Origin of the sequence: Mesorhizobium sp. KR1-2, assembly GCF_040045035.1 — a bacterium.
In the GTDB taxonomy this organism is placed as follows: domain Bacteria; phylum Pseudomonadota; class Alphaproteobacteria; order Rhizobiales; family Rhizobiaceae; genus Pseudaminobacter.
On the sequence record NZ_JBDZDS010000003.1, the window covers coordinates 265605 to 287889 of the forward strand.

Here is a 22285-nt window from a genome sequence, read left to right on the forward strand (position 1 = left end):
CGTACGCGTTGTCTCAGGAGAGCCGGATCTCGCCGTCCACCACGTGATTGAGATCAGTGCCTTCGGCCGTCAGCGTCATGCGCACATGCAAGCGGTCGCCGCTCACCTTGCCCTCGCGTACCACCGTCTCGATGGCCCGTTGAGAGGTGACGCCGACCTGCTTGAGGAATTTGCGGATCGACATGTTCAATGCGTCTTCATCCATGGCCATCCTCCTGTCTCTGCACGCGCCGGCGATTGTAGGCCGACGCGGCCCAGGGACAAGAGCTGCGCCAACTCCACTTTCGGCCCTGCCCTTCACCCGTGAGCCCAACAAAAAACCCGGCGTCGCCGCCGGGTTTTCGTTCAAGCGTGAAAGCTTCGAGGGGACGGCTTATGCAGCCTCTTCCTGCTCGGCTTCCTCGTTGTCGGCCTCAGCCTTGGAGCCGCGCTTGGGGCCCTTGGCAAGGTTGGTCTCGATCATGCGCACGGCCTCGGTTTCCGAGAGGCGGTTGACGGCAGCGATCTCGCGGGCCATGCGGTCCAGCGCAGCCTCATAGAGCTGGCGCTCGGAATAGGACTGCTCCGGCTGGTTCTCGGCGCGGTACAGGTCGCGCACGACCTCGGAGATCGAGATCAGGTCGCCCGAATTGATCTTGGCATCATATTCCTGGGCGCGGCGCGACCACATGGTGCGCTTCACGCGGGCGCGGCCCTGCAGCACCTTCAGCGCACGATCGACATAGTCCGTCTCGGACAGCTTGCGCATGCCGATGGAGGTCGCCTTGGCGACCGGCACCTTCAGGCGCATCTTGTCCTTCTGGAAGTCGATGACGAAGAGTTCCAGCTTGTGGCCGGCCACTTCCTGCTCGTCGATCGCCATGATCTGGCCGACGCCGTGCGCCGGGTAGACGATGTACTCGCCGGTCTTGAAGCCGTGACGGCCTGCTGCGGATTTCTTCTGCGTGGTTGCGGTTGCCATTACGCCCTGAACTCCTTTTGTGGCGCCGGCCGAGCCGGCACACCTGTTGCACGGCCGTAGTGGCCGTGTAGTCGGGATGCCGCAAACGAAACAGGCAAACACTCCCTCCGGGAAAGCCGGGGGCTGGCAAACGGATGCATTGCGTTTGCCCAGCCCAAGTCGCCTTGGTCCGAAGTTTGTGTTCACCTTTCAGTGATTAGGGCGTTGCGCCATAAATCGACAGCGTGTCAGCGGCATGTTAAGGGCTTGATACCATAAAAAGTTGAAAGAATCAAGGTTTTGCCGCACGCGCAGGCGCAGCCCCGCGCTGCGGAGCTGTCATCCTTCATTCAACATCTAGTGCACGCGCCGCCCGCGGCAAGCGCGCCCCCGAAGACTCTCAGTCGCCCGCGCCGGGTTCGGGTGAGAAGTACTTCTCGAATTTGCCGTCGACTCCGTCGAACTCCTTGGCGTCTGCCGGCGCATCCTTCTTCGACGTGATGTTCGGCCACTTGGAGGCGTATTCGGTATTGACCTCCAGCCACTTCTCGAGGCCAGGCTCGGTATCGGGCTTGATCGCATCCGCCGGGCACTCCGGCTCGCACACGCCGCAATCGATGCACTCGTCGGGATGGATGACGAGCATGTTCTCGCCTTCGTAGAAGCAGTCGACCGGACAGACCTCGACGCAGTCCATATATTTGCATTTGATGCAATTGTCGGTCACGACATAGGTCATGCTGTCTGCTCCCGGGACTCGGGTCCACTCCTGATTATATGGGGTCAGGTAACCGCTTTGCGTAGGTCTTGCAAGGGCGGCCGTATCGCATAACGGCCCGGATTTGGAATGACTTTCTCCACACGGCCTTTCGGCCGCCAGGCAGCTGCTCAATGGTCGCGCAGCCGGTCGGTCTGGCGGCGCTGGCGCTTGGTCGGACGGCCGCTGCCGGCGTCGCGCACCGGCACGAGCGCATCGGGAAGCGTCGGATCACTAGGGGCCGGCGGCGGTGAAAGATCCTCGTAGAGCAGCCGCGCCTCCTCGGCCGGGCCGCGCCGGGTGCCCGGCAGCAGGACCTTGTAGACGAGGATGCGACGCTCGAGCGTGATCGTCAGCACGTCGCCTGGCTTAACTGAATCCGCCGCCTGGCTCGTCTTCTCGCCATTGATGCGCACACGCCCCATCTGGACGAGCTTAGCCGCCAGCGAGCGCGACTTCACCGCACGCGAGAAGAACAACCATTTGTCGATGCGCTGACGACCTTCGGCAGGCATCGGCCCCCGCGCCTACTTCTTGAGCTGGTCGCGCAACGCGGCAAGCTTGGCGAAGGGCGAGTCCGGATCGATGCGCGCCGGGCGCTCCTCGCGCGGTTTTGCCTGGAACGCAGGCCGGCCATGGGCGCCGCCCTTGCCGCCGCGCTCCTCGCGCCGGTCGGGGCGTCCGCCGTCACCGTTGGGCTTGCCACCGGGCTTGCCCTTGAACTTGCGCTCGAAGCGTTCCTTGCCGCCATGTTCGCGGCCCTCGCCGTCGCCGCCCTCGCGCCGCTGCCCATGCGCGCCGCGCGCCTCGCCATCGCCGCCGCGCGGGCGGTTGTCGTGGCGGTGACGCGGACGCTGCTCGAAACGCGCGACGCGCCACAGCAGGATCGGCTTGGGCTCTTCGGCGGCCTCGGACGCAACCGCAGCCGGTTCAACCGCAGTCGCTTCAACAACGGGGGCAGCCTCAGCAACGGGTTCGGAAGTCGGTGCAGCGGCCTGCTCGGCGCTTTCGGCTTCGACTGCCTCGGCAGCTTGCTCGGCGGGTTCGGCAGCGGCCACGGCCGCTTCCGCAGCTTCCGCCGCAGGTGCCTCGCCTTCCGGAGCGGGCGCCTCACCTTCCGGAGCCCCAGCGGCCTGCTCGGCAGCCGCCTTCCGCGCCGCCTCCGCGGCAGCGGCCTGCCGGGCGGTCTCGTCGAGCGCCTCGAGCTTGGCCTTCACCTCGGCAGCTGGCTTGGCGTCGGCGCGATAGCCGAGTCCCTTGAGGATTTCTTCCATGTCGTCGGCGGTGGCGCCGAGGATGGACATCATCGCCGGCGTCACCAGGAAGGTGCTGCCGTCATAGGCTCCATCGGGGCGCGCACCGGTGCCGGCCTTCCAGGCCAGCGCCGGGCGAATGAGATCTGCCAGCCGCTCGAGAATATCGACACGCACGGCGCGGCGGCCAAGCATGCGGAAGCCAGCGAGCTTGAAGAAGGCCCGGTCGAAGGCCGGATCGACCACCACGGAGGTGCGGCCGGCGGCCAGCGCATGCACAACGTCGCCAAAGCCGGGCTTGTCCTTGCCGTCGTTCTTCAGCGCCCATAGAAGCGTGATCAGACCCGCCGGGCCGGGCTTGAGCAGCGTCGGCACGAAGACGTGGTAGGCGCCGAAGCGCACGCCGAGGCGGCGCAGGCTGGCACGCCCTTCCTGGTCGAGCGACTTCATTTCCTCGGCGATGTCACGCCGGTTGAGCAGGCCGAAATTCTCGACCAGCTGGAAGGCGATGCCACGCGCGATACCGGTGAGCTGGTCTGCGCCGCGCAGATCAAGCAGGGGCTTCAGGGCCGTGTCGATCTGGAAATTGACGAAGCGTTCGGCGCGCGCGGCCACCTTGTCGCGGGCCGGGCCGGTCAGCTGTTCGTCGGCCAGCAGGATGACGCGCGGGCGCAACGCATCCTCGGTCGCCACTAGCGTGCCGATCGGCACGCCGATCCAGCGCAGCGTCCCGTCGGAGCCGAGCGCGAGGTCGCCATTGGCGCAAGCCGAGAAGCGTTCCGCACGCGTCTCGAACTCGACGCCGAGCGCCTTCTGCGCGGCAGCCCGGATGGCCTTGCCGTCCTCGCCGCCCGCACTCTGGTCGGCCGTGAAACGGAACCCTTGCAATTCCCCGACGTGATGACCTTCGACGAGGACGGTTCCGGTTGAGCTGATTTCGGCTTCTAGCATGGTATTTTCTCTAAGGCGGCGCATGAGGACCGAAGTCCTGCGATCTACGAAGCGTTTCGTCAACCGTTCATGCAGTGCATCGGACAATCTGTCTTCGATTTCCCGTGTCTTTTCCTGCCAATGTAGCGGATCGGCCAACCAGCCAGGGCGGTTTGACACATAGGTCCAGGTGCGTATCTGGGCAATACGGTGCGAGAGCGTATCGATGTCGCCGTCGGTCGTATCGGCGCGGCGGACCTGCTCGGCCATGTAATTTTCGTCGACATGACCGCGATCGGCGATGTCGACGAAGATCGAAGCGACCAGGTCGGCATGCTGGGCCGGCGCGATGCGGCGGTAGTCGGGCAGCGCGCAGACATCCCACAAAAGGGCGACGCGATCGCGGCGGCCGGCACGCCGCGTGATGTCGGGATCGCGCGACAGGTATTCGAGCGCCTGCGCATCGACCGCCGGCAAGGCGCGTGTCAGCCCTTCGACGGGTGCGACGGTTTCGATGGAGCGCTTCAGCGCATCGATGCTGGCGAAATCGAACTGGGCGGTGCGCCACTGCAGCACCTTCACCGGGTCGAAATCATGCGACTCGATCTTCTCCACCAGCTCCTCGGCGAAAGGATCGACCTGGCCGGTGACGCCGAAGGCGCCGTCGCGCATGTGGCGGCCGGCGCGACCGGCGATCTGGCCGAGTTCCGCGGGATTGAGGTCGCGGAACTGGAAACCGTCGAACTTGCGGTTCTGGGCGAAGGCGACATGGTCGACGTCGAGATTGAGGCCCATGCCGATGGCGTCGGTGGCGACCAGGTAGTCGACGTCCCCGGACTGGTAGAGCGCCACCTGCGCATTGCGCGTGCGGGGCGAAAGGGCGCCAAGCACCACGGCGGCTCCGCCCCGCTGGCGGCGGATGAGCTCGGCGATGGCATAGACCTCGTCGGCCGAGAAGGCGACGATGGCCGAGCGGCGCGGCAGCCGCGTGAGCTTCTTGGAGCCGGCATAGGCGAGATGCGACAGGCGCGGCCGCGTGACGACCGAAATGCCCTTGAGGAGCCTTTCGAGAATGCCGCGCATGGTGGCGGCACCCAGCAGAAGAGTTTCCTGCCGACCGCGCAGGTGCAGGATGCGGTCGGTGAAGATGTGGCCGCGTTCGAGGTCTCCGGCCAGCTGAACCTCGTCGATGGCGACGAAGGCAGCGTTGGTCTCGCGCGGCATCGCCTCCACCGTGCAGACCGAGTAGCGGGCCGTCGGCGGAATGATCTTTTCCTCGCCGGTCACCAGCGCCACATTGTGCGCGCCGACTTTCTCGCAGACGCGGGTGTAGACCTCGCGCGCCAGCAGTCTGAGAGGCAAGCCGATGACGCCGCTCTCATGCGCCACCATGCGCTCGATCGCCAGATGCGTCTTGCCGGTGTTGGTCGGCCCGAGGACGGCGGTCACGTCGCGCCCGGTCAGGACGAGCGGATCAGACTGTTTGGGATGGACGTTCATAAGGGATTGGGCGGCCTTTTCTGGCTCGGCAGTTCGCGGATACCCGGCGCGGCGGGTCGGTCGGCATTATGCGGGCGAAGTGAACTCATGATCTGGTCGCTTTGCCTCGACAGATAGGGGTTTGGACACAGAAACAAAAGCCCTAAATCTTCGACAATTTAACGGCTGGAACGAGTCTGGAACGAATCGGAGACGAATCGCTGACTCCAAGCGATTCAGCTTTTGTTCACGGCTAGATGTAGTCCGCAGCCGGCTCTGCCTCTCTATATGCTGAATCTCTAATGCGCCAACTCGGCAGGCTTCGCGGAAGCGCGTTAACCTTTGACCAGAGGAGACAGGAACACCAGGTCAAAATCAAGGAACACGTTGAAATCACGTCGCTTTCCTTATCGTCCGCCGCCCACGCATTTTCTCCCCGTTAACGCTCTGGCCAAAGGAGGAACGAATCGGCGACGAATCGCTGATTCAGCCTTATTCCCGTTTCGTTCACCACAACATGCGGTCCTTGACAGGAACTCGGCGCGTAAATGTTGAATCGCAGCGGGCGCCGGCCGCCCCATTTTCGCCATCGGCGTTAACAGTTGGGTGCGGACCGACCGGCGGATTCCGTGCCGAGCACCGGGCATTAGCAAAGCGTCAGTATTGATTAAGCAGAAGTGACCCCTCCGCGTACCGTGATCGTCGTTCGCGTTAACGTTCCGCCCAAACGAGGAACGAAGCACAGACGAATCAGCGCTGCGGCCAAATTCCTGCTTTGTTCACCGCTACATGTGGTGCCGCTAAAATCTCAGGCTACCAATCGAGAGGACAAGCGCACGCGAAACAACGATGCGTGAAGACCCGAAATTAACGAACACGTGCCGTTTCAGTACAGGATCAAGCCGCAAGCCGGGCTCCGACATCGGACTCCCCCAGCATACAAGCAAACGGCGCCTCGCGGCGCCGTTTGCTCATTGTCCAGGGTCGCTTGTGTCAGACCAGATACTGGCCGCCATTGGCGGTGATGGTCGAGCCGGTGATAAATCCGGCCTCGTCCGAGGCCAGGAACACGACGCAACGCGCGATCTCCGACGGCTCTCCGAGCCGGCCGGTGGGAATCTGGGCGATGATGGATTCGCGCACCTTCTCCGGCACCGCCATGACCATGTCAGTGGCGATGTAGCCGGGGCAGATGACGTTGACGGTGATGCCGGCCCGCGCGCCCTCCTGCGCCAGCGCCTTGGTGAAGCCGATGTCGCCGGCCTTGGAGGCGGAGTAGTTGGCCTGGCCCGCCTGCCCCTTCTGCCCGTTGATCGAGGAGATGGTGATGACGCGGCCGAATTTTCTGTCACGCATGCCGCTCCACAGCGGATGCGTCATGTTGAAGACGCCGTTGAGGTTGGTACCGATCACCTCATCCCATTGCTCGCGGGTCATCTTGTGGAACATGGCGTCGCGGGTGATCCCAGCATTGTTGACGAGGACGTCGACGGGACCGAGGTCGGCCTCGACCTTCGCGATGCCCGCCGCGCAGGCGTTGTAATCGGCTACCGACCATTTGTAGACCGGGATGCCGGTTTCCTGGCTGAACTTCGAGGCGGCCTCGTCATTGCCGGCATAGTTGGCGGCCACGTGATAGCCGGCATCCCTCAACGCGACCGAGATTGCGGCACCGATGCCGCGCGACCCACCAGTGACGATTGCAGTTCTGGTCATGCCCGTTGCCTTCCCCTCCTGTTGTGCCGATAGCCGCCCCTGTGCGGGGCCCGAAACGAAACGGGCGGCTGAAGCCGCCCGTCGAACTCTTCTTCTCAAAGCGCCTCGACGCACATGGCCACGCCCATGCCGCCGCCTATGCACAGGGTGGCGAGCCCTTTCTTCGCGCCGCGCCGGCGCATCTCATAGACCAGCGTGTTGAAGATGCGCGCGCCCGAAGCGCCGATCGGATGGCCGATGGCGATGGCGCCGCCATTGACGTTGACGATGTCCGGGTTCCAGCCCATGTCCTTGTTGACCGCGCAGGCCTGCGCGGCAAAGGCCTCGTTGGCCTCGACGAGGTCGAGATCCTCGGCCTTCCAGCCGGCCTTCTCCAGGGCCTTTCGCGAAGCCGGGATCGGCCCTGTGCCCATGATGGACGGATCGACGCCCGCCGTCGCCCAGGAAACGATGCGGGCCAGCGGCGTGATCCCGCGGCGGTTCGCCTCGGCCTCGGTCATCAGCACCACGGCGGCCGCGCCGTCATTGATGCCGGACGCGTTGGCGGCGGTCACCGTGCCTTCCTTGTCGAAGGCCGGGCGCAGCTTCTGCATGGCGTCCAGCGTCGCGCCGTGGCGGATATATTCGTCCTGGTCGACGACGGTGTCGCCCTTGCGGCCCTTGATGGTGACGGCGACGATCTCGTCCTTGAACCTGCCGGCCTTCTGGGCGGCCTCGGCCTTGTTCTGCGAGGCGAGCGCGAACTGGTCCTGCTCGTCGCGGGTGATCTGGAACTGGCGCGCCACGTTCTCGGCGGTGATGCCCATGTGATAGCCGTTGAAGGCATCCCACAGCCCATCCTTGATCATGGTGTCGATCATGGAATAGTCGCCCATCTTCACGCCCGCGCGCAGATACTGGCAGTGCGGCGACAGCGACATTGATTCCTGGCCGCCGGCGACGATGATCTTCGCATCCCCCGTCGCGATCTGCTGCATGCCGAGCGCGATGGCGCGCAAGCCCGAACCGCAGACCTGGTTGAGGCTCCAGGCCGTGGTCTCCTTGGGCAGGCCGGCGGCCATGGATGCCTGGCGAACCGGATTCTGGCCCTGTCCCGCCTGCAGAACCTGGCCGAGGATGACTTCATCCACTTCCTGCCCCTCGACCGAGGCGCGGGCCAGCACTTCCCTGATGGCGACGGCGCCCAGTTCGTGGGCGGGCAAGGTGGCGAAAGAGCCGTTGAAAGAGCCCACCGGGGTGCGGGCGGCACTGGCGATTACGATTGCGTTCGAGGCGGACATCTTCGTCTCCAGACTGGTTCGCGGCAGGGTTGCCGCCAGGTTCTCTCTCCACCGACTTTTCTTGCCCTTTCACCGGGCCGAGTCAAATCGGAAATCGCTTTGGCCGGCAGGCGCTATCGGCGCCGCAGAAGACCGGCTGAGGCGCGGCCAGCAAACGAAAACGTCGTTCCCCATCCGAATGATCCCGCACTGCACAAAGAGCTTGGAATTGCGTTGGCTTTGCGCATATCCTTGTCCCAGGCGCAATCGTTGCCGGCGGCCCAATCGTGGGCCCACTGGCATTGGGGGAGGTTGTCGATGCCCACAAAGGATGATCCAGTGGTGATCAAGAAATACGCCAACCGCCGCCTCTACAACACGGGGACCAGCACCTACGTGACGCTCGAGGACTTGGCCGAAATGGTCAAGAAGGGCGAGGAATTCAGCGTCCAGGACGCCAAGACCGGCGACGACATCACCCATTCCGTGCTCACCCAGATCATCTTCGAGCTGGAGAACAAGGACGGCCAGAACATGCTGCCGATCCCGTTTCTGCGCCAGCTCATCGCGTTCTACGGCGACCAGATGCAGATGATCGTGCCGAGCTTCCTCGAACAGTCGATGATCGCCTTCGCCAAGGAACAGGAGCGTTTTCGCGAGCAGATGAAGTCCGCTCTCGGCAAGACGCCGATGGACATGATGAAGCTGGCGCCGATGAAGGCACTGGAGGAGCAGACGCGGCGCAACATGGAAATGTTCCAGAACGCCATGCGGATGTTCACGACCTTCCCGCAAGGCAGCCCTGCCCCGCAGCCAGAATCCGAGAAGAAGAGCTCCGAGAAGACCGACGACCTTCAGGAACTGAAGGAACAGATCGCCGCCATGCAGCGCAAGATCGATTCGATGGGGTGAGGAGCGGTCGCCGCGGGCGATCAATCGACAACGATTTGTCGATTGAAGCGACGAACGCCCGGAGCCCCAACGGAGGGCCGGGCGCATCTCAGAATGTACCGATTCCAAACTCCGGTGGACGTTTCGAAGTATGCGAACGCCGGGACGCTGCCGGAGGCAGCGGCGACCCGGCAGGGCCAGCGCCCAATCAAAAGCCGACATCTCCGTAACGCTTTCCTCAAGCGTCGGCGCCTTGGCGTTGTGACCGCTGGCGCGAGCAGCGGTTACCGACCGATCCGGTCGCGAATTTGCAATCAGCTTCGACGCAGATCAGGGTATCGCTACGTCAGACAAGCGATTCTGCTGATGGAAGCCAACTGGAGAACCTCATGACCTCGCTCACGCTCGCCAAAGCCAACCAGATCATCGACGCGGCCTTCGCCAAGGCAAAAGCGGCCAGCCTAAAGCCGCTTTCGGTGGTCGTGCTCGATGCCGGCGGTCACGTCACCGCCTTCCAGAGGCAGGACGGCTCCTCGATGATGCGGTTCGAGATCGCCTCGGGCAAGGCCTTCGGCGCGCTCGCCGTCGGCATGGGCTCGCGCAAGATCGAGGTGCTCGCCAAGGAGCGCCCCCACTTCATGGAAGGCCTGTCCGGGGTGACCGGCGGCAAGGTGGTGCCGGTTCCCGGCGGCGTGCTCATCCGCTCCGGCGGTCAGATCATCGGCGCGGTCGGAATCACCGGCGATACGTCCGACAATGACGAGATGGCGGCGGTCGCCGGCATCGAGGCAGCCGGTTTCGAGGCCGACGCGGGCTGAATGCCGCGCCGGACCGCTGCGCCGCCTTTTGGCGCGCGGCGGCATCCGGCTCCAGTCAGACACGAGCACAAAAAAAGACCGGCGCGAGGCCGGTCTTTTTTATGAATTCGCCGAGGCGTCGGAAAAGCTGCTTAGCTTTCCTTCGGCGTCATGACCTGGCGACCGCGATACATGCCGGTCTTCAGGTCGATGTGGTGCGGGCGGCGCATTTCGCCCGAGTTCTTGTCCTCGACATAGGTCGGGGCCTTCAGCGCATCGGCCGAACGGCGCATGCCGCGCTTGGACGGCGAGGTTTTTCGTTTTGGCACAGCCATGGAATTGCTCCATCCATCGTAAAGACCCCGCTCGCCCTCGTGAAAGGGCCACACGTCATGGGCCGAAATCTGAGATAAGTGGGCGTGCCTATACACGGCTGTGCCACAAAAGGCCAGCGCCGCCGCGATTTTTTTTCGCCCCCGGGGCCCTGCTGGCAGACAATAGACCGTGCCGGCGCGATCCGGATCCTAGTCCAGGCACTGGACATAGGCGCCCGAACGCGCCGCGCGCCGCTGGATGAGGTTGGCGAGTCGCTTCAGGCCGGGCCCGGCCTTGGCGGGATTGCGGTCGATGGGATTGGGCAGGGTCACCGCCAGCAGGGCCGCCTGGCGGGCGTTCAGCCGCTTGGCCGAGACGCCGAAATGATACTGTGAGGCCGCCTCGATGCCATAGATGCCCGGCCCCCATTCAGCGATGTTGAGATAGATTTCCAGGATTCGTCGCTTCGACGTCACCGCATCGAAATACACCGCCAGCGGCACCTCCAGCCCTTTGCGGATGAGCGAACGGTCGTGCCACAGAAACAGATTCTTCACCGTCTGCATCGAAATGGTCGAGGCGCCGCGCGTTGCCTCGCCCGCCAGCGCATCATTGACCACCGCGCGCATCTCTCCCCAGTCGATGCCGCGGTGCGAGCAGAACTGGCCGTCCTCGGACATGATGACCGAATGGGCGAGCACCGGCGCGACGTCGTCGATCGCCACCCACCGGCGCTCATAGTCCCTCAGCGTGGCCAGGTCCTTCAGCATCAGGGTCGAGATCGGGTGCACGAAGGGCGGCAGGTAGAGGATGGTCAGCACAGCGGGCACCAGCGCAAGGCAGCCTAGGACAACGGCGCCACGGCGAATCCATCCGCTCGCGCCGTCGCGCAATCTTGTCCTGCGCCTCGGTGCCATTGCGAGTTCTTGCGCCTCGGGATTGGTGATCGGTTCGTCCAAGCGGTCTGCCCCTCGGTCTCCTTCCCTTCGGAATAATGGGGCTTGGCCCGTTGCGCAACGCCTGAGCCGCCAAGCGGCTGTGCAACTGCACCGTCACGCCGCGAATTGGGTGCCGCAGCTTGACCGCGCCGCCGATTGTCGTAAACCGTGCCGCCATGATGGAACATGACGCCCTCCCGTTCGAAGCGCATCTCGAGGCGCGCGCCCAAGCCGTCGAGGCGCTGCTGCGGCGCCTGCTCGACGACCGGCTCCTGCCCGGCGAAATCGCCCGCCCGGCCACGCTTCTGGCGGCAATGCGACATGGCGTGCTGAACGGCGGCAAGCGCCTGCGACCCTTCCTGGTGCTGGAAAGCGCAGCCCTGTTCGAGGCCGACGGCGAGGCCGCCCTGCGGGTCGCGGCGGCGCTGGAGTGCGTGCACTGCTATTCGCTGATCCATGACGACCTGCCCGCCATGGACGACGACGATTTGCGCCGCGGCCAGCCGACTGTGCACCGCGCCTTCGACGAGGCGAGCGCCATTCTCGCCGGCGACAGCCTCCTGACCTACGCCTTCGACATCCTCGCCGACGGAGCCACTGTCCTGCCGGCAGAGCGCAGGCTGGCCTTGGTGCTCGGCCTTGCCCGCGCAGCGGGGCTGGGCGGCATGGCCGGCGGCCAGGCGTTGGACCTGGAAGCGGAGCGCACGGCCCCCGACGAGGCCGGCATCATCCGGCTGCAGGCAATGAAGACGGGCGCGCTGATCCGCTACGGCTGCGAGGCAGGCGCCATCCTCGCCGGCGCCGCACCGGAGGACCGTGAGCGACTGGCCGAATTCGGCTCGGCGATAGGCCTCGCCTTCCAGCTCGCCGACGACCTGCTCGACCTCACCGCAGATGCGGAGACCATGGGCAAGGCCACCGGCAAGGACGCCGCCGCCGGCAAGGCCACGCTGGCGGCGTTGCATGGCATCGACTGGACGCGCGCTCAGCTTTCCGGTCTCGTCGACCAGGCCCACGCCCTGCTCGAACCCTATGGCGAACGCGCCGCGATGCTGAAACGGGCTGCAAATTTCATCGCTGAACGGGACAGATGAAGTAGAACAGCCCATTCGACTTCGGCAGCTGAACGAATTTTTAATGTAAATCGAGCGTAATCCAGCGCGGTAAAATTGTACCCACTGCGTTCGGAGTGCTCCGCGTGCCCGATTATTCCCTCTTCATCCGCTCGATCCGGATTCGCTATCTATCGGGTCTGCTGATCTTCGCCCTGGCAGCTGGGACGATCCTTTACGCGCTGAACAGCATGAACGCCTTCCGCAACGAGGTCGATCGTATCGGCGGCGAACTCACGGCACTGTCACGCGACCTGCGCAATGCTACCACGTTTTCGGAAACGACCTCCACTGCCTGGCGCGACGAGACCCGCGCGGATCTGACCAATGCAGCTATCGGACACGCGGCCAGGCTCTCGACCCAGATCGAGTCGCTGACGGACGCCCTCGCCGAGATCCGCTCCGACCTTTCGGAAAAGACCGTCAACGAGCTCGATTCTGCCTCCGTCAACGGCGATCTCTTCTGGTCCGCGCGCGACATCGTGCGCAATCTTGGCCTGCTGGCCGGCATCCGCAAGATCGACGAATGGAGCAACCGCGAGATCCGCAACCAGAACGACCTCTTCGTGCAGCCGATGCTGATCCGCGCCCGCGCAGCGCTCGACCAGGAGCGCGCACTGGCCGAGCAGCGCGGCGACCGGCTGCTCTCCTACGCCAGTGTGCTGATGGTCGCGGTTCTGGCGCTGGTCGGCTTCTGGATATTCCGGCCTATGGAAAAGGCGATCCGCCGCGCCTTCGCGGAGTCGGCCGCGTCGCTGCAGCAGGCTGAGGCCGCTGACCGGGCCAAGTCCGAGTTTCTGGCCAATATGAGCCACGAGATCCGCACGCCCATGAACGGCGTGCTCGGCATGGCCGAACTCTTGGCGCGCACCGAGCTGACGCCACGGCAAAAGACCTTCACCGATGTCATCGTGAAGTCGGGCAATGCGCTTCTGACCATCATCAATGACATCCTCGACTTCTCCAAGATCAATGCCGGCCAGCTCACGCTCGACCCCGCGCCGTTCAACGTCGCCGAGGCCGTCGAGGACGTCGCCACGCTGGTGTCGGCCCGCGTGGCGGAGAAGAACCTTGAGCTGATCGTGCGCGTCGATCCGCGCCTTCCGGCCTGCGTGGTCGGCGATGTCGGCCGTTTCCGCCAGATCGTCACCAACATGCTCGGCAACGCGGTGAAATTCACCGAAAGGGGCCACGTGCTGGTCGACGTCACGGGCGAAACCGTCGACGCCGTTGTGCAGCTCAGGGTCCGCGTCGAGGACACCGGCATCGGCATCCCTGCCGACAAGCTCAAGACGGTGTTCGAGAAATTCGCCCAGGTCGACGGCTCCTCCACGCGCCGCCACGAGGGCACCGGCCTCGGACTGGCCATCGCCGCGCGGCTGGTCGACCTGATGGGCGGCAAGATCGGCATCGAGAGCGAGGTGGGACGGGGTTCCGTGTTCTGGTTCAGCGTGCCGCTGCCGGTGCACGCCATGGAAGACCGGTCCGAGAACGTCCCCACCGACGTCACCGGCGCGCGCGTGCTGGTCATCGACGACAACCCGGTCAACCGCGAGATCCTGCTGGAGCAACTGCGCAGTTGGGGCTTCGACTGCGCCGCGGCCGAAAGCGGGGCGGTGGGGCTCGCCTTCCTCGACCGCGCCTTCAAGCTTGGCGCGCGGGTGGACTGCGTCATCCTCGACTACCAGATGCCCGGCATGAACGGCGCCGACGTGGCCAAGGCGATGTCGTCCGACAGCCGGCTTTCGGCGATTCCCATCGTGCTGCTGACCTCGGTCGACCAGATCGACTTCGGCCGCCTCGTCATCGATTTCGGCATTGCCGCGCACCTGACCAAGCCGGCGCGCTCGGCCGTGCTGCTCGGCACCGTCATCGGCGCCATCCAGAAGGCGCGCGTCCAGCTCGGCAAGGCGGAGTTCGTGCGCGAGCCGGTGCCGTCCGCTCCGTCCGCGTTGCCGCGGCCAGAGCCGGCCGCGGCTGCCTTCACAGTGGTGCACACGCCTGAGCGCGAGGCCGGACCTGCAGCCGCCGTCGTTCCGCTCGACATCCTCGTCGCCGAGGACAACGAGGTGAACCAGCTGGTCTTTGGCCAGATCCTCGACGGGCTCGGCCTTTCCTACAAGATCGCCGCCAACGGCCGTACGGCTGTGGAGATGTACCGCAGCTTCAAGCCGCGCCTGATGCTGATGGACGTGTCGATGCCGGAAATGAACGGCTATGAAGCGGCCCGCGCCATCCGCGAGATCGAAGCCACCTCCGGCGTGCACACGCCGATCATCGGCGTGACGGCGCATGCGCTGAAGGGCGACCGCGAGAAGTGCATCGAGGCCGGCATGGACGACTATCTGCCCAAGCCTGTCTCCCCCGATCGGCTCGGGCGCAAGATCGGCGCCTGGCTGAGCGAGACGACGGAACTGGCGCGGCGGACGGCGTGAAAGCGGGCAGCCGGGAAGGCTAGTTGTTGCGCATCACCACGCAAAAGCCGCCGGCGGTGTGCAGTTTCTGGCAGATCTTGTCGGCATCGGCGCGCTTGTCTGCACCGATACGCACCGCATAGACGCCGGCCCGTCCCATCGGCGTGCGCACGCGGCTCACCACCGGCTCATAGGCAGTCAGCAAGGCCGGGAACTGCGCCTTCACCCGTTGCCACTGGCTGACCGCGGCGGCACGGCGGAAATTGCCCGCCACCTGCACGCCCCAGGGCTTGACCACTATACGGGCCATCGGAATGGTAGCCGACCGGATGATCGGCAGCAGGCGACAGGCCTGGGGAAAGGGCTTGCCCTTGTCCAGCGGCGGGAAATTTCCGGCGTAGTCGCGCTTGGTGAAGGTGTCGGCCGGTTCTCCCATGATGTCGAGAACATAGCCTTCGGTCTCGAGCGGCAGGAAACCGCCGGTGGCAAGCCAGCGCGTCACGCGGTTTTCGCCGGCATTGTAGGCCGCCGCGGCTAGCCCGAAATTGCCGAAGCTGTGCTTCAGGTCGCCCAGATATCTGGCCGAAGCCGGAATGGCCTGGTCGATGTCGAAAGGATCGGCCAGGCCGCGCAGCTTTGCGGTACCTGGCATGAACTGGGCAATGCCCTGAGCACCTACCGGACTCACCGCGCCGGCGTCGAAGCGGCTTTCTTTCCAGATCAACCGCGCGAAAAAATCGCGCGGCACGCCGTTGCGGTCGGCCTCGGCCTGGATCAGGTCGCAGATACGGCCGATGGTGACGGGCCGCGAGCGGCCTGGCGGATCGGCGAACGAAGCGCTGCTCCAGAGCGTCGCACAAAGCAGCAGCGCCGCTTTGGCGAGGCTCCGCATGGCCTATTCGGCCGCTTGCTTGCCGCCACGTCCGAAGCGCTGCTCGACATAGTCGGCGACCATTTTCTCGAATTCCTCGGCGATGCCGGGGCCGCGCAGGGTCGTGGCCTTGCGCCCGTCGATGAAGACCGGGGCGGCTGGCGTCTCGCCCGTGCCGGGCAACGAGATGCCGATGTCGGCATGTTTGGACTCGCCGGGCCCGTTGACGATGCAGCCCATCACCGCGATCTTCAATTCCTCGACGCCGGGATATTTCTCGCGCCAGACCGGCATGTTCTTGCGGATGTCGGCCTGGATGTTCTGCGCCAGTTCCTGGAACACGGTCGAGGTGGTGCGGCCGCAGCCGGGGCACGCCGCCACGATCGGGATGAACTGGCGGAAGCCCATAGTCTGCAGCAGTTCCTGCGACACCTGCACCTCTCGCGTGCGGTCGCCGCCCGGTTCCGGCGTCAGCGAGATGCGGATCGTGTCGCCGATGCCCTGCTGCAAAAGAATGCCCATGGCGGCCGACGAAGCGACGATGCCCTTGGTGCCCATGCCAGCCTCGGTGAGGCCGAGATGCAGCGCATGGTCGGAGCGCGATGCCAGCATGGTGTAGACCGCGATCAAATCCTGCACCTGGCTGACCTTGGCCGACAAGATAATCTTGTCGCGCGGCAGGCCGATCTCCTCGGCAAGGTCGGCCGAAATCAGCGCCGACTGGACGATGGCCTCGCGCGTGACCTCCTGCGCGGTCAGCGGTGAGCCGTTGGCCTGGTTGTCGTCCATCAGCTTGGTCAGCAGTTCCTGGTCGAGCGAGCCCCAGTTGACGCCGATGCGCACCGGCTTGTCATGCCTGATCGCCATCTCGACGATGTCGGCGAACTGCTTGTCCTTCTTGTCCTTGAAGCCGACATTGCCCGGATTGATGCGGTATTTCGCCAGCGCCTCGGCGCAGGCCGGATGATCGGCCAGGAGCTTGTGGCCGATATAATGGAAATCGCCCACCAGCGGCACGTTCAGGCCGAGCCTTTCCAGTCGCTCGCGGATATGCGGCACGGCGGCCGCGCTCTCGTCGCGGTCGACCGTGATGCGCACGATTTCCGAGCCCGCGCGATGAAGGGCTGCGACCTGCGCCACCGTCTGGTCGATATCGGCCGTGTCGGTGTTGGTCATCGACTGGACGACGACCGGCGCGCCGCCGCCGACGACCACGCCGCCGACATCGACGCCGACCGAATGGCGGCGGGGAAAGGGGGAAGAAAAATATCCGGTCATTGCCGGCAGCCTCTTCGCGAAAGTCATTTGCGACTGACGTGGAGGACGACGCGGCCGATGTCAATGGCCGCGTCGATCCGCCAGCAGGCTACACCGTGCGCGGCTGCGCGCCAAAGGATTTGCGATTGCGAGGCCGCCCGCCCTATTGGCGCCGCCCGGCGGGATCGATGCCGTCCAGATAGCCGATATCGCGCTGGAGATGTTCCGGCAGTGTCCTGATGTCGATCACGCGCCTGCGGCGCCAGCCCGTCCGAATCCTGTGCCAGACGCTCATGCGTGGCGCCGGCGTTCCAATGCATTGCACATCCGCGCAGACCATGGCGGCACCTTCCGGCCTCGCGACGAGGCCGCTCCCAATTGATGTGATGGCCTTCTAATTGGGCCTGAAAGGCGTTATTTTCCAATCGAATGTCGATTGGCATGCATAAGGTGTATTGATCCATCATGGCGCACGCGCTGCCTCCTCTTCCCGCCGTCCGGGCCTTCGAAGCGGCCGCGCGTCACGGCAGCTTCACCAAGGCCGCGGAAGAGCTGGGCATGACCCAGGCCGCCGTGAGCTACCAGATCAAGCTCCTTGAGGAGCGCGTCGGCGCGCCGCTGTTCCTGCGCAAGCCGCGCCAGGTGACGCTGACCGAGCTTGGCCAGCGCCTGGCGCCGACCTTCACCGAAGCCTTCACATTGATCGGCGAGGCCTATGCCGCGGCCCGCTCCGGCGCCGAGGGCGTGCTGTGCGTCAGCACCATCCTGACCTTCGCCTCCAGCTGGCTGGCGCGCAATCTCGGCGCCTTCCAGATGCAGCATCCCGCGCTGGCCGTCCGTCTCGACATCTCGATGCGGCTGATCGACTTCGCCCGCGAAGACGTCGACGTCGCTATCCGTTCCGGCAGCGGCAGATGGCCGGGGCTGGTGGCGCATCTGCTGTTCACGCCCGACTTCACCCCCATGCTCAGCCCGAAGCTGGCGGCAAGTATCGGCGGTGTGAAGGTGCCGGCCGACCTGCTGCGCCTGCCCATCCTGGACCCGCAGGACCATTGGTGGCGGGAGTGGTTCACCGCCGCTGGCCTGGCGACCGATGCGCTGGCCACTCGCACGGGCAGCAGCATGGGCGCACAGGCCTATGAGGCGAGCGCGGCCATGGCCGGCCACGGCGTGGCGATCCTCGCCCGCACCCTCTTTGCCGACGAGCTCGCCGACGGGCGGCTGATCCAGCCCTTCGACCTTGTCGCCAATGACGGCAACTCCTATTGGCTCGTCTATCCCGAGGCGCGGCGCAACGTGCCCAAGATCCGTGCCTTCCGCGACTGGCTGCTGACGGCGGTGCCAGCTTCGCTCGGCAAGGCAAGCGCATAGAGCCAGCTTCCCCGCCCACGGACGCGCGGCCTCGCCTTGCTATCGCGACGGCAGGCCTTGTAGAACAGAACGAAACCGTTCCAATTGCTGGCGATTTCATCAGAGGGGGAAATCACGTGAAACTGTTGCGCTATGGCGAGGTGGGCCGGGAGCGGCCGGGCCTGATCGATCCCGAGGGCAAGCTCCGCGACCTGTCGCAAAACATCGCCGATCTCGGCGGCGAGACGCTCGACCCGGCAGCGCTCGAGCGGCTGTCCCATGTCGATCCGGCCACGCTGCCGCTGGTGCATGGCGCGCAGCGCATCGGCCCCTGCGTGGCCGGCACCGGCAAGTTCATCTGCATCGGCCTCAACTATTCCGATCATGCCGCCGAAACGGGTGCCGCCGTGCCGCCCGAGCCGATCGTCTTCATGAAAGCGACCTCGGCCATCGTCGGTCCGGACGACGACCTGCTGATCCCGCGTGGCTCGCAAAAGACCGACTGGGAGGTCGAGCTCGGTGTCGTCATCGGCCGTACCGCAAAATACGTCTCCGAAGACGAGGCGCCCGACTACGTGGCCGGCTACTGCGTGATCAACGACGTGTCCGAGCGCGCGTTCCAGACCGAACGCTCCGGCCAGTGGACCAAGGGCAAGAGCTGCGACACCTTCGGCCCAACCGGCCCGTGGCTGGTGACCAAGGACGAGGTCGTGGACCCGCAGGACCTGTCCATGTGGCTGACCGTGAATGGCGAGAAGGTGCAGGACGGCTCGACGCGCACCATGGTCTATGGCGTGAAATACCTCGTCTCCTATCTCAGCCAGTTCATGTCGCTGCATCCTGGCGATATCATCTCGACCGGCACGCCGCCGGGCGTCGGCATGGGCATGAAGCCGCCGCGCTATCTGAAGTCCGGCGATGTCGTCGAGCTCGGCATTGAAGGCCTCGGCACCCAGCGCCAGAACGTCAAGGCCGACGCCTGAGGGCGTCTGCAATCATTCCAAAAGTGACGCGCGAGGACCATGCGCGTCACTCCCCACTTGAAAACGGCTCCCGCTTACGCAGCCAACGTCCGGCCGTCCGCTCCGAAGCGATAGGTCTTGTCCGGATGCGGCGTGGCGTAGAGCGTCGCGCCCGGCTCGGCATCATAGACGCCAAAGATGCGGGCGGTGAGCAGCCCTGCCTGTTCTGTGTCGAGATAGAGATTGGTGTCGGCGCCGAGATGCTCGGCATGCACCACCGTTCCCTTCCAGGTACCCGACTTCGCATCCACAGTGAGATGCTCCGGTCGCACGCCGATCGTCTTCGCCCTGGCTTCATTCAGCCGCGCACCATCGATAAAATTCATCTTGGGCGAGCCGATGAAGCCGGCAACGAATTCATTAGCCGGCGAATTGTATAACTCCATCGGTCGACCGATCTGTTCGATGCGGCCGCCATTCAGCACCACGATCTTGTCGGCCAGCGTCATCGCCTCGACCTGATCATGCGTGACATAGATCATCGTCGCCGACAGGCGCCGGTGCAGCTGGGCGATCTCCAGTCGCGTGTTGACGCGCAGAGCGGCGTCGAGGTTGGAAAGCGGCTCGTCGAACAGGAAGAGCTTTGGCTCACGCACCACGGCACGGCCGATGGCGACGCGCTGGCGCTGGCCGCCCGACAATTCTGCCGGTCGGCGCTCCAGATAGGGCTCTAGCGACAGCATTGTGGACGCCGTCGTCACGCGCCGCGCGATCTCGTCGGACGGTGTCTTCGCCTGCTTGAGACCCAGGCTCATATTGTTGCGCACGGTGAGGTGCGGGTAGAGCGCATAGGTCTGGAACACCATGGCGATGCCGCGGTCGGCCGGCGGCACGGCGTCGACCTTGCGGTTGTCAATCAGCACATTGCCCGAGGTCGCGTCCTCAAGCCCTGCAATGACGCGCAGCAGCGTGGACTTGCCGCAGCCCGAGGGGCCGACGAAAACGACGAACTCGCCGTCCTCGACCTCAAGGTCGATACCCTTCAGCACCTCGACATTGCCGAAGGATTTTTTCACGTTCTCGATCTTCAGCGAGCCCATGCGCTACTCCCGATGGAAAAGACCGTTCTTTCGCGCGTCACAGCCGCACCGCCTTGCCGGTGCGCACGCTTTCGTCCGCAGCGAGACAGACGGCCAGCGATTTTACGGCGTCGCTCATGTGGCGGGTGAGGTCGATGTCCTCGCGGATGGCTTTCAGCAGAAAGGCCTGCTCCAGCTCGCACAGCTCCTGATGGCCCGGCTCGCCGGTCATCGACAGGTGTTCGTCGGGCGCGGCGAAGCGACCGTCCGGTCCGGTCGCCGCGCGATGCAGGCGGATCATGTTGGTCTTGGTGTGGGAATCGACGTCGTCCGACTTTGCCTTCTCGTCCATGACGATGGAGACACAGCCATTAGGCGAGATCACGTCCTTCACGAAGAAGGCGGTTTCCGACATCATAGGGCCCCAGCCGGCCTCATACCAGCCGACCGAGCCGTCCTCGAACAGCACCTGCAGATGGCCGTAATTGTACATCTCGGGCGCGACCTCGTCCGACAGGCGCAGGCCCATGCCGCGCACCTCGACCGGCTTGGCGTCGGTGATCTGGCACATGACGTCGAGATAATGCACGCCGCAGTCGACGATCGGCGAGGTCGTGTTCATCAGCTGCTTGTGCGTCTCCCAGGTGTGGCCGCTCGACTGCTGGTTCAGGTTCATGCGGAACACATAGGGCCCGCCGAGATTGCGCGCTTCGGCGATCAAGCGCACCCAGGACGGGTGGTGGCGCAGGATATAGCCGATGACCAGCTTGCGGCCATTGGCCTTGGCGGCTGCGACGACGCGCTCGGCGTCGGCAACGGTGGTAGCGAGCGGCTTTTCCACGAACACATGGCAGCCGGCCTCGAGTGCCGCGACCGCATAGTCGGCATGGCTGTCGGAATATGTGTTGATCGAGGCGACGTCCGGCTTCAGCTCAGCCAGCGCTTCCAGAAAGGACGGCCGAATTTCGTAGCCGGACATTTCTGGCGGCAGTTCCACCTGCGAGCGATTGACCAGCGAGGCGATCTCGAAGCCCGGGTTGCGGTGATAGGCCAGCGCATGGCTGCGGCCCATATTGCCGAGGCCGGCGACGAGAACGCGCAGGGGTTTTTCGTTGTTTCCACTCACTTGACGGCTCCGGAGGTAATGCCGCGGATCAATTGCCGCGAGAAGATCACATAGAGGATGAGCACGGGCAGGATGGCCAGCGACAGGGCCGCCAGCACGGCGTTCCAGTTGGTGACATACTGGCCGATGAAAAGCTGCGCGCCGAGCGTGATGGTCTTGGTCGGCTCGGATGGCGCGAGGATCAGCGGGAACCACAGATCGTTCCAGATCGGGATCATGGTGAACACCGCCACCGTCGCCATGGCCGGCCGTACCAGCGGCAGCACGAGGCGAAAGAAGATGCGGTATTCGGAAAGCCCGTCGATGCGGCCCGCGTCCTTTAGGTCGTCGGAAACCTGCTTCATGAATTCGGACAGGATGAAGATGCAGAGCGGCAGGCCTTGCGCCGTATAGACCAGGATCAGTGCCGTCAGCGTATTGACCAGGCCGCTCGCCACCATCAACTGAAGGATCGCGACCGTGCCAAGCCGGATCGGGATCATGATGCCGAGGGCCAGATAGAGCCCCATCAGCGTGTTGCCCTTGAAGCGGTATTCGGCCAGCGCGAAGGCCGCCATGGCGCCGAACAGCAGCACCAGAAACAGCGAGCCGACGGTGACGATGAAACTGTTCTGGAAATAGAGCAGGAAGTCGCCCTGCCCGAGCACGGTCTGGTAGCCGATCAGGTCGAATGTCTCGGCGGTGGGCGGCGCCAGCGGCGTGCGGAAGATCGCGTTGCGCGACTTGAACGAGTTGATGACGATCACCACCACCGGGGCCAGCGCGATGACCGTGTAAAGAAGCAGGATCGCATGGGCTGCGATGGTGCGAGGGAGTGAATTAATCGCCTTGGCCATCGC

Annotated in this window: 21 protein-coding genes; 6 read left to right on the forward strand and 15 right to left on the reverse strand. The window is 64.7% G+C overall.

Annotated elements, in window-relative coordinates; all coding sequences use genetic code 11:
- Nucleotides 1-13: 13 nt before the first annotated feature.
- From ABLE85_RS09010 to ABLE85_RS09040, 7 genes are all read right to left on the reverse strand, one after another.
- Nucleotides 14-205 carry a DUF6494 family protein gene (locus ABLE85_RS09010; protein WP_348792373.1) on the reverse strand — a complete coding sequence of 64 codons (192 nt, stop codon included), beginning with the start codon at nucleotides 203-205 and terminating at the stop codon, nucleotides 14-16.
- A 168-nt stretch (nucleotides 206-373) separates the two neighbouring features.
- A complete protein-coding gene (locus tag ABLE85_RS09015) occupies nucleotides 374-961 on the reverse strand; it encodes a CarD family transcriptional regulator (protein WP_348792374.1) in 588 nt (195 codons plus the stop codon).
- Nucleotides 962-1340: 379 nt separating this feature from the next.
- Nucleotides 1341-1679 (reverse strand): ferredoxin FdxA, encoded by a 339-nt coding sequence (fdxA, locus tag ABLE85_RS09020; RefSeq protein ID WP_348792375.1) that lies wholly within the window; start codon nucleotides 1677-1679, stop codon nucleotides 1341-1343.
- A gap of 149 nt (nucleotides 1680-1828) precedes the next feature.
- Entirely contained in the window at nucleotides 1829-2212 is a 384-nt protein-coding gene (locus tag ABLE85_RS09025; protein WP_348792376.1) for an RNA-binding S4 domain-containing protein, read from the reverse strand.
- 12 nt (nucleotides 2213-2224) lie between these two features.
- Nucleotides 2225-5380, reverse strand: a complete 3156-nt coding sequence (locus tag ABLE85_RS09030; protein ID WP_348792377.1) for a helicase-related protein — start codon at nucleotides 5378-5380, stop codon at nucleotides 2225-2227.
- A 972-nt stretch (nucleotides 5381-6352) separates the two neighbouring features.
- On the reverse strand, nucleotides 6353-7075 hold the full coding sequence (locus ABLE85_RS09035; protein WP_348792378.1) for a beta-ketoacyl-ACP reductase: 723 nt from the start codon (nucleotides 7073-7075) through the stop codon (nucleotides 6353-6355).
- Between the two features lie 95 nt (nucleotides 7076-7170).
- Nucleotides 7171-8355 (reverse strand): acetyl-CoA C-acetyltransferase, encoded by a 1185-nt coding sequence (locus tag ABLE85_RS09040; RefSeq protein WP_348792379.1) that lies wholly within the window; start codon nucleotides 8353-8355, stop codon nucleotides 7171-7173.
- Between the two features lie 297 nt (nucleotides 8356-8652).
- Here ABLE85_RS09040 and phaR point away from each other — a divergent pair, with 297 nt between their 5' ends.
- Nucleotides 8653-9246: a polyhydroxyalkanoate synthesis repressor PhaR gene (gene phaR / locus ABLE85_RS09045; RefSeq protein ID WP_348792380.1), complete on the forward strand. Its 594-nt coding sequence runs from the start codon at nucleotides 8653-8655 to the stop codon at nucleotides 9244-9246.
- A gap of 368 nt (nucleotides 9247-9614) precedes the next feature.
- A complete protein-coding gene (locus ABLE85_RS09050) occupies nucleotides 9615-10043 on the forward strand; it encodes a heme-binding protein (RefSeq protein WP_348792381.1) in 429 nt (142 codons plus the stop codon).
- Nucleotides 10044-10174: 131 nt separating this feature from the next.
- Here the strand turns inward: ABLE85_RS09050 and rpmF are convergent, their stop codons facing one another.
- Nucleotides 10175-10357 carry a 50S ribosomal protein L32 gene (gene rpmF, locus ABLE85_RS09055; protein ID WP_348792382.1) on the reverse strand — a complete coding sequence of 61 codons (183 nt, stop codon included), beginning with the start codon at nucleotides 10355-10357 and terminating at the stop codon, nucleotides 10175-10177.
- A 189-nt stretch (nucleotides 10358-10546) separates the two neighbouring features.
- Entirely contained in the window at nucleotides 10547-11254 is a 708-nt protein-coding gene (gene mtgA, locus ABLE85_RS09060) for a monofunctional biosynthetic peptidoglycan transglycosylase (RefSeq protein ID WP_348792502.1), read from the reverse strand.
- Between the two features lie 200 nt (nucleotides 11255-11454).
- On the opposite strand from mtgA, the gene ABLE85_RS09065 reads away from it, so the two are divergent.
- Nucleotides 11455-12369, forward strand: coding sequence for a polyprenyl synthetase family protein (locus ABLE85_RS09065; RefSeq protein WP_348792503.1), 915 nt, complete (start codon nucleotides 11455-11457; stop codon nucleotides 12367-12369).
- A gap of 104 nt (nucleotides 12370-12473) precedes the next feature.
- The gene (locus ABLE85_RS09070) at nucleotides 12474-14822 is read left to right on the forward strand and encodes a response regulator (protein ID WP_348792383.1); all 2349 of its coding nucleotides are present in this window, start codon (nucleotides 12474-12476) and stop codon (nucleotides 14820-14822) included.
- Nucleotides 14823-14841: 19 nt separating this feature from the next.
- Here the strand turns inward: ABLE85_RS09070 and ABLE85_RS09075 are convergent, their stop codons facing one another.
- The 3 genes from ABLE85_RS09075 to ABLE85_RS09085 form a co-directional block, all read right to left on the reverse strand.
- On the reverse strand, nucleotides 14842-15693 hold the full coding sequence (locus tag ABLE85_RS09075; RefSeq protein ID WP_348792384.1) for a lytic transglycosylase domain-containing protein: 852 nt from the start codon (nucleotides 15691-15693) through the stop codon (nucleotides 14842-14844).
- Nucleotides 15694-15696: 3 nt separating this feature from the next.
- On the reverse strand, nucleotides 15697-16950 hold the full coding sequence (gene ispG / locus ABLE85_RS09080) for a flavodoxin-dependent (E)-4-hydroxy-3-methylbut-2-enyl-diphosphate synthase (RefSeq protein WP_348792385.1): 1254 nt from the start codon (nucleotides 16948-16950) through the stop codon (nucleotides 15697-15699).
- Nucleotides 16951-17092: 142 nt separating this feature from the next.
- A complete protein-coding gene (locus tag ABLE85_RS09085; RefSeq protein WP_348792386.1) occupies nucleotides 17093-17224 on the reverse strand; it encodes a hypothetical protein in 132 nt (43 codons plus the stop codon).
- Nucleotides 17225-17394: 170 nt separating this feature from the next.
- Between ABLE85_RS09085 and gcvA the strand changes: the two genes are divergently transcribed.
- Entirely contained in the window at nucleotides 17395-18300 is a 906-nt protein-coding gene (gcvA, locus tag ABLE85_RS09090) for a transcriptional regulator GcvA (RefSeq protein WP_348792387.1), read from the forward strand.
- A 116-nt stretch (nucleotides 18301-18416) separates the two neighbouring features.
- The gene (locus ABLE85_RS09095; protein WP_348792388.1) at nucleotides 18417-19262 is read left to right on the forward strand and encodes a fumarylacetoacetate hydrolase family protein; all 846 of its coding nucleotides are present in this window, start codon (nucleotides 18417-18419) and stop codon (nucleotides 19260-19262) included.
- Between the two features lie 74 nt (nucleotides 19263-19336).
- On the opposite strand, the gene ugpC is transcribed toward ABLE85_RS09095, so the two are convergent.
- From ugpC to ABLE85_RS09110, 3 genes are read right to left on the reverse strand one after another with little or no spacing between them, the layout of a single operon-like run.
- Entirely contained in the window at nucleotides 19337-20341 is a 1005-nt protein-coding gene (gene ugpC / locus ABLE85_RS09100; RefSeq protein ID WP_348792389.1) for a sn-glycerol-3-phosphate ABC transporter ATP-binding protein UgpC, read from the reverse strand.
- Nucleotides 20342-20378: 37 nt separating this feature from the next.
- A complete protein-coding gene (locus ABLE85_RS09105; RefSeq protein ID WP_348792390.1) occupies nucleotides 20379-21446 on the reverse strand; it encodes a Gfo/Idh/MocA family oxidoreductase in 1068 nt (355 codons plus the stop codon).
- A complete protein-coding gene (locus ABLE85_RS09110) occupies nucleotides 21443-22282 on the reverse strand; it encodes a carbohydrate ABC transporter permease (protein ID WP_348792391.1) in 840 nt (279 codons plus the stop codon). The genes ABLE85_RS09105 and ABLE85_RS09110 overlap by 4 nt, the downstream gene beginning before the upstream one ends.
- Between the last annotated feature and the right edge of the window lie 3 nt (nucleotides 22283-22285).

Excerpts from the sequence above, each read along its gene's own strand:
- fdxA (WP_348792375.1), bottom strand. The coding sequence starts at position 1,679 with ATGACCTATGTCGTGACCGACAATTGCATCAAATGCAAATATATGGAC.
- ABLE85_RS09085 (WP_348792386.1), bottom strand. The coding sequence starts at position 17,224 with ATGAGCGTCTGGCACAGGATTCGGACGGGCTGGCGCCGCAGGCGCGTG.
- ABLE85_RS09075 (WP_348792384.1), bottom strand. The coding sequence starts at position 15,693 with ATGCGGAGCCTCGCCAAAGCGGCGCTGCTGCTTTGTGCGACGCTCTGG.
- ABLE85_RS09110 (WP_348792391.1), bottom strand. The coding sequence starts at position 22,282 with ATGGCCAAGGCGATTAATTCACTCCCTCGCACCATCGCAGCCCATGCG.
- rpmF (WP_348792382.1), bottom strand. The coding sequence starts at position 10,357 with ATGGCTGTGCCAAAACGAAAAACCTCGCCGTCCAAGCGCGGCATGCGC.
- ispG (WP_348792385.1), bottom strand. The coding sequence starts at position 16,950 with ATGACCGGATATTTTTCTTCCCCCTTTCCCCGCCGCCATTCGGTCGGC.
- phaR (WP_348792380.1), top strand. The coding sequence starts at position 8,653 with ATGCCCACAAAGGATGATCCAGTGGTGATCAAGAAATACGCCAACCGC.
- ABLE85_RS09065 (WP_348792503.1), top strand. The coding sequence starts at position 11,455 with ATGGAACATGACGCCCTCCCGTTCGAAGCGCATCTCGAGGCGCGCGCC.
- ABLE85_RS09040 (WP_348792379.1), bottom strand. The coding sequence starts at position 8,355 with ATGTCCGCCTCGAACGCAATCGTAATCGCCAGTGCCGCCCGCACCCCG.
- ugpC (WP_348792389.1), bottom strand. The coding sequence starts at position 20,341 with ATGGGCTCGCTGAAGATCGAGAACGTGAAAAAATCCTTCGGCAATGTC.
- ABLE85_RS09025 (WP_348792376.1), bottom strand. The coding sequence starts at position 2,212 with ATGCCTGCCGAAGGTCGTCAGCGCATCGACAAATGGTTGTTCTTCTCG.
- ABLE85_RS09035 (WP_348792378.1), bottom strand. The coding sequence starts at position 7,075 with ATGACCAGAACTGCAATCGTCACTGGTGGGTCGCGCGGCATCGGTGCC.
- ABLE85_RS09050 (WP_348792381.1), top strand. The coding sequence starts at position 9,615 with ATGACCTCGCTCACGCTCGCCAAAGCCAACCAGATCATCGACGCGGCC.
- gcvA (WP_348792387.1), top strand. The coding sequence starts at position 17,395 with ATGGCGCACGCGCTGCCTCCTCTTCCCGCCGTCCGGGCCTTCGAAGCG.
- ABLE85_RS09030 (WP_348792377.1), bottom strand. The coding sequence starts at position 5,380 with ATGAACGTCCATCCCAAACAGTCTGATCCGCTCGTCCTGACCGGGCGC.
- mtgA (WP_348792502.1), bottom strand. The coding sequence starts at position 11,254 with ATGGCACCGAGGCGCAGGACAAGATTGCGCGACGGCGCGAGCGGATGG.
- ABLE85_RS09015 (WP_348792374.1), bottom strand. The coding sequence starts at position 961 with ATGGCAACCGCAACCACGCAGAAGAAATCCGCAGCAGGCCGTCACGGC.
- ABLE85_RS09010 (WP_348792373.1), bottom strand. The coding sequence starts at position 205 with ATGGATGAAGACGCATTGAACATGTCGATCCGCAAATTCCTCAAGCAG.